This is a genomic window from Tissierella sp., from assembly GCF_052089545.1.
GTDB lineage: Bacteria > Bacillota > Clostridia > Tissierellales > Tissierellaceae > Tissierella_A.
Window position 1 is genome coordinate 1 of sequence record NZ_JBQDAA010000142.1, and the last position, 6389, is coordinate 6389.

The 6389-nt window shown below is 33.0% G+C and carries 6 protein-coding genes; all 6 read right to left on the reverse strand.

Translation table 11 applies throughout. From position 1 onward, the window contains the following. Positions 1 to 1029: Na+/H+ antiporter NhaC family protein (locus ACTHW2_RS09715; RefSeq protein ID WP_442263731.1), on the reverse strand; the 1029-nt coding region annotated here is incomplete at its 3' end. Between the two features lie 191 nt (positions 1030 to 1220). Then, complete coding sequence (locus tag ACTHW2_RS09720; RefSeq protein WP_442263732.1) at positions 1221 to 2129, reverse strand: ABC transporter permease; 909 nt, start codon at positions 2127 to 2129, stop codon at positions 1221 to 1223. Next, complete coding sequence (locus tag ACTHW2_RS09725; protein ID WP_442263733.1) at positions 2129 to 3094, reverse strand: ABC transporter permease; 966 nt, start codon at positions 3092 to 3094, stop codon at positions 2129 to 2131. The genes ACTHW2_RS09720 and ACTHW2_RS09725 overlap by 1 nt, the downstream gene beginning before the upstream one ends. Before the next feature lie 163 nt (positions 3095 to 3257). Beyond that, positions 3258 to 4766: an ABC transporter ATP-binding protein gene (locus ACTHW2_RS09730; RefSeq protein ID WP_442263734.1), complete on the reverse strand. Its 1509-nt coding sequence runs from the start codon at positions 4764 to 4766 to the stop codon at positions 3258 to 3260. 86 nt (positions 4767 to 4852) lie between these two features. Then, positions 4853 to 5899 (reverse strand): BMP family ABC transporter substrate-binding protein, encoded by a 1047-nt coding sequence (locus ACTHW2_RS09735; RefSeq protein ID WP_442263735.1) that lies wholly within the window; start codon positions 5897 to 5899, stop codon positions 4853 to 4855. A gap of 41 nt (positions 5900 to 5940) precedes the next feature. Next, on the reverse strand, positions 5941 to 6389 hold a 449-nt coding region (locus ACTHW2_RS09740; protein WP_442263736.1), incomplete at its 5' end, for a purine-nucleoside phosphorylase.

The window sequence follows — 6389 nt, forward strand, 5'->3', positions numbered from 1 at the left end:
TATTGTGTTGTTTGTAGTAGCTATATCAATTAAACTAACTAGTGATGCAATTCCAAATTCTGCTCCTCTTTTACTCTTAATTTTTTCATTAACTTTATATAATAGATAGTCTATACCACCATAGTGGTTCATAAGTCCTACAATTCCACCAACAACTATTGAAATTAAAGCTAAATCTTGCATCCATTCCATACCTGTTTGTAGAACGCCAAACAATCCTATGATTCCAAAATCACCCATTATAAGTCCTATTATACCACCTACTAAAATACCCGAGCCTAATACTGCCATAACATTTAAACCTATAAGTGCAGTAACTATAATTACTATATAAGGTACTATTCTGATTAGTTCATATTCAGAAGAAGTGATTTGAGCACTACCGGTTGATAAGAAGAAAAGAGCAACTAAAGTAACTAAAACAGCTGGAAGTACTATAAGTCCATTTGCCTTAAACTTGTCTTTAGGTCCTACTCCTTGAGTACGTATAGCAGCTATTGTAGTATCTGATATAAATGATAAGTTATCACCAAACATGGCACTACCTACAACAGTACCCATTACTAGAGGTAAGCTTAAACCTGTTTGTTCCGCTATTCCAACACCTATAGGACCAAGTGCTGTTATAGTACCCATTGATGTTCCCATGGAAAAAGAAAGTACAGCTCCTATTAAAAATAATCCTGGTAGCAATAAATTTGAAGGTAAAACAGTTAAGCCTAGGTTTACTATTGAACTAACCGCTCCCATTTCTTCAGCTACAGAATAGAATGCTCCTGCTAATAAAAATATAATAACCATCAAGATAATTGTAGGATCTCCTCCACCTTTTGAGAAAATATCCATTTTATCTTCAAGAGAAGCTTTTTCTCCTGGACGATTTAACAATAGAGAAAGACCTGATGCAAATATAAATCCTAATAATAGAGGCATACTACTAAATTCACCTGATAAAATTCCTGTTCCCATATAAATTACTAGAAAAAATATTAAGGGTAATAAACCTATAAAACTTCCTTTCTTTTTCATAACAATTCCTCCTATTTTTTGAGTTGTTTTTCTTACATGTACACTTAAACAGTTTTAATATGCTTTCTTATTTCTTATCACTTTCTTAGATCTCATATTGCACTTTAAATTTTTTATAGTTTTTCTCATAGTTTAATAAAGTGTCTTACTATAGTTTCACCATTTTTATAAAATTTATCGATTCTTATTACTTATTCTAAACTTGTAAACTTCTTTTTATTCTTTCTATTACTAAATATTGCAAGCGCAGCTATTGTAGCTATATATGGAATAGTCATTGTAAGTTGACTTGGTACAATATTTTGAATAGCTACTCCTACCGCCTGGGCTGCACCAAAGAATAAACTAGAAATTATAACAAGTAGGGGGTGACTTTGAGCCATTCCTGCAGCAGCCATAGCTATAAATCCACGACCTGCTGTCATTGCCTCTGTAAACAGTGTTACTTGTCCCATGCTAAGAACCGTTCCACCTAATCCACATAAGGCACCAGACATAGTTACAACTATCATTTTAGTTCTAATAGCTTTTATACCCAAACTTTCTGCCGCTTCCTTATTTATTCCTACCGAAAGTACTCTAAATCCTGATACTGTTTTAAATAGATAGATAAATATTACAATTGCAATAATATATGAAAAATAATCTAACGAAGTTAAATTTTCAAACACTCTACCTATAAAAGGTATATCTTTTATAATTGGTAAGTTTATCTTTTTTAAAGAACCTAATTCTGGACTAGAAAATCCACCTTTTACTCCTAAGATTACAAAAAGTAGTATACTTGTTAGTCCTGTTACTAAGAGGTTTATGGAGGTTCCTATTACCATATCTGCTCCTTTATACTTTACCTGAAGTAGAGCTACTATTCCACCTATTACAGCACCTGATAATATACCTGCAAGCACTGCCAAGGCAACACTTCCAGTCAAATAGTTTACAATTATAGCTGTAAATGAACCTATAAGCATCTGTCCTTCTAGAGCTATATTAAATACTCCTACTTGACTACAGATTGCAGATCCAAGAGCTGCCAATAAAACTGGTGTAGTAGATCTTATGGTTGAGTTTATGATACTAGCTAGATAGTTACTATCCATTATAGCTCCCCTCCCTCTTCTTCATTGTCTTTCATATTTCTTAATTTTAACTTTCTTTTATTTTTTACAAAGTTCATAGTAATTTTCGCTGATACAAACAAGGTTATACAAGATTGAATAACTGTAGACATCTGTAGTGGTACATTTGAGGAACGTTGTATAGACTGTCCACCAACTTGAAGTCCCGAAAGAAATATAGATACAAAAAATATCCCTATTGGATTTAAGTTTGAAATTAAAGCTGCCATAAGAGCAGTCCACGCATAGCTTGTACTACCAAACATATCTTCAATAAATCTAAACTTAACACCATATATCTCTGTTATACCTGCTATAGCAGCTATAGCACCACTTAAAGCCATAGTTTTAATCATTACATTTTTTTGTTTTACTCCTCCGTACTGAGCAAAGTTTGGGTTTAAACCTGTCATCTTTGATTCATATCCAAATATTGTCTTTCTAGCAAGAAAAACAAAGGCTATTACAATAACTATAGCTATTATAAACCCTACATTAAATGTTGTTCTAGAGCTCAATTTCATAAACCTTATTCCTTCTGCTATTACAGGAGTTTGAGCAGCAAGTCCATCTCCCGATAAGTCTTTTAAGGGATAATTTACAAAATAAGAAGTAGTATAATTCGCTATATAATTCATCATAAGTGTAGGTATTATTATAGAAGCTCCATATTTAACATTTAATATAGCTGCTATCATTGCATAAGCTGCTCCAGCTGCCATACCTACTATTATAGAAACTATCATAACTACAAATGCAGGCCCTGGAAGATACAAAGCACATACAGTTGCTGCAAAAGATCCAAATACCATCTGTCCCTCAACACCTAAGTTTATATATCCTGCTCTCCATGCCGCAGTTATACCTATAGCACATATTATGATAGGCGTTGCGCGGGTTAGGGTTTGCATCAAATAGTAAGAGTCAAAGAATGATTTTTCAAACAATTGTGCATATACTTCTACTGGATTTTCTTTTGATATAATAATGACTAAAGCACCAATAGCTAAGCCAAATAAAGTTGCAAAGATTATTTATTTCATTGAATTCCATAATCTTGAAAGCATATTCTTTTTATCACGCTTTTCTTCTACTTCTGCCTTTTCTTTTTTAGTCATTACTCTTACCTCCCATCATAAGTAATCCAAGTTTTTCTGCTGTTACATTTTCCCTGGTAAATTCTCCAGTTATTTTCCCATCATACATAACATATATTCTATCTGATAATTTCATTATTTCGGTTAATTCTGATGATACAAGAAGAACAGCATCTCCTTTTTCTCTTTTTTCTAGAAGTCTACCATGTATAAATTCCATTGCACCTATATCTACGCCTCTAGTTGGTTCTGCTGCAATAAGCAGTCTAGAGTTTTGTTCTACTTCTCTTGCAACTATAAGCTTTTGAATATTTCCACCAGATAGCTGACCAGCCTTTTGTTTAACTCCACTACAACGAACATCATATCTATCTATTACATCTCTAGTATAGTCTTCTATTTCATTGTTTTTTAATAGACCCTTATTAGAAAATCTTTCATTACGGTGATGGGCCATTATTCCTGTTTCTATTAAGTTTGCCTCTTTTGCACATCCCCAAAGATATCTATCTTCTGGAATACAAGCACATCCTTTTTCCCTAATTTCACTAACTGATTTATTAAATATATCATTATCCTCTAGTATGATATTTCCACTTTCGGAAGATTGTAAACCTGTAATAACTTTTATTAGTTCTGATTGTCCATTTCCAGAAACACCAGCTATCCCAACTATTTCTCCACCCTTTATATTCATACTAAGATGGTCTATTACATTTTTATTGTGAGCACCTTTAACAACTAGCTCTTCAATTTCTAACACTTTTCCTTCAGTTTCTCTCTTTGGAATATCCTTATCTACTAATTCTCTTCCTACCATTAGATAAGATATTTCCTCTATATTAGTGTCTTCTATATTCATCTCTTTTATATATTTACCACGACGCATTACTAGTACACGATCTGCTATTGCCATAACTTCTTGAAGTTTATGAGTTATAAGTATAATACTTTTCCCAAGCGCCGCAAGATTTCTTATGGTTTTAAGTAGTTCTTCTACCTCTTGAGGTGTTAAAACTGCAGATGGTTCATCAAATATTATAATATTTGCATCTTGATATAATACTTTCAAGATTTCAATTCTTTGCTGAAGCCCTACTGGACAATCCTTAGTTTTCCTCCTGGGATCTATATCTAAACCATATTCTTTAGATAAATTTTCTACAGCTTTTATAGCTTTTTTACGATCAAAAAATATCCCTCTATTTTTAGGTTCATTTCCATATACTATATTTTCTGCAACTGTAAAAGGATTAAAAAGCATAAAATGTTGCTGTACCATCCCTATTCCTTTTGAAATAGCAGCTTGAGGATTTTTAAAATTTTGTAGTTCTCCATTTAAATAAATCTCACCGCTAGTAGCCTCTTCTAAACCATATAAAATCTTCATTATAGTTGACTTACCAGCTCCATTTTCTCCAACAACAGCGAGAATTTCACCCTTGTTAAGACTTAAATCCACATTATCATTTGCTAGAACTGGCCCGTAGGCTTTGGTAATGTTTTTCATTTCTAATAACACTTCTATCCCTCCTTTTGTTTGTTAAAGATTGGAGAAGGCTTAAGCCTTCTCCACCTCAAACTATCGAAAGATAAATTTAACTTTTTTTACTTTTTATACTCATCTTCTTTAGGCATATCTTTCATATCCAATTCGCCTGATTTTATATCTTCTGCTACTTGCTTTAATTTTTCTATATTTTCTTCTGAAAGTCTATCACTTATTTCATTTTCACTTTCATGAGTTACATGTACTGCTCCTATAACTCCTTCTTCTATTCCCCACTCTTCATTTTCTTCTGACCATTCTTCATCAGAAAAATATTTTTCTAATAAATATTCTATAGTTGTATATGTGTCTTTAATTTGTGATGTTATTATATAAGGATTATCTGGAGTAGTTAAGTCTACGTCTTGTCCTGATGTATAAAATTCTTTTTCTAAAGCTGCTTCAAATACTCCCTTATCTCCACCAGCTGCTGCTGCATTTATGAAAGTAGCACCTTGTTCATATTGCTGAATAGCAAGTTCCTTTGCTTTAGCTGGATCGTTATAACCTCCTACATAGTTAAATACAAATTCAGAATCTGGTTTAATGCTTTTTGCACCTTCCATAAATCCATATCTCCATCTCCATGATCCCGCACCTTGGTTTGCATGAACTCCACCAAAGAACTCTTCATCATCTTCTGTTGACATAGCTGCTACCATACCTATTAAATATGCACCTTCTTGTTCTCTATATGAAATTGATTTAATATTTTCATTAGCTAGTTCTGTATCTATCATTGCATATTCAGCTGCATCAGGAAACTCTGTTGCAATTTTCTCCATAGCTTCTCCTGCTTGCCAGCTACCCCCTATTATAAAATCTACTTCTTCTTCTATTAGAGCACGCCCATTAGCTTCATAGGCTGCAGCGTCACCTGATTCTGCTATTACAGCTTCATAACCATATTTATCTGCATTTTCTTCAAGAGCATTTATCATGTTTAAAACAAATACCTGTGTACCTGCTTCATCAGTTAAAAGAGCTATCTTTACTTTGTCTTCATCTCCATCTGAACTACCACCATCATCTGAATCAGAAGAACATCCTACAAATACACTTGCCATTAAGGTCATTGATAATAGTAAAGCTAATATTTTTTTCATTTTAAAGCCTCCATTTTAATTTATTTTACGCTGTAAAAAGATTACATTTCCTTTATTACTTCCCTAAGTAAAGCTTTAAACTTCTTTGCTGATTTTTCACCTGTTTCATCTACCTCTTCTGTAGTTAAAGGCTGGTCAAGTATTCCCGCAGCCATATTTGTAACAAGAGATAGTCCTAGTACTTTCATCCCTAAATGACCAGCTGTTATAGTTTCAGTAACTGTAGACATTCCAACTGTATCTCCACCTAAAGATCTTATTGCTTTTATTTCTGCTGGCGTTTCAAATTGTGGCCCAGCCCAATAAAAGTATACACCTTCATGCATTTTCACATCTAATCTTTTAGCAATATCCTTTGTCAATTCTCTATATTCTTTATTATAAACTGTAGACATATCAAAGAATCTTGGTCCAAATTCTTCTACATTTTTTCCCCTTAAAGGACTTGCCCCCATAAGTTTTATATGGTCTTCTATTATCATTATATCTC

What these genes read in the sequence shown, in the direction of transcription:
- ACTHW2_RS09720 (WP_442263732.1), bottom strand. Translation starts at nt 2,129, where the DNA reads ATGGATAGTAACTATCTAGCTAGTATCATAAACTCAACCATAAGATCT.
- ACTHW2_RS09735 (WP_442263735.1), bottom strand. Translation starts at nt 5,899, where the DNA reads ATGAAAAAAATATTAGCTTTACTATTATCAATGACCTTAATGGCAAGT.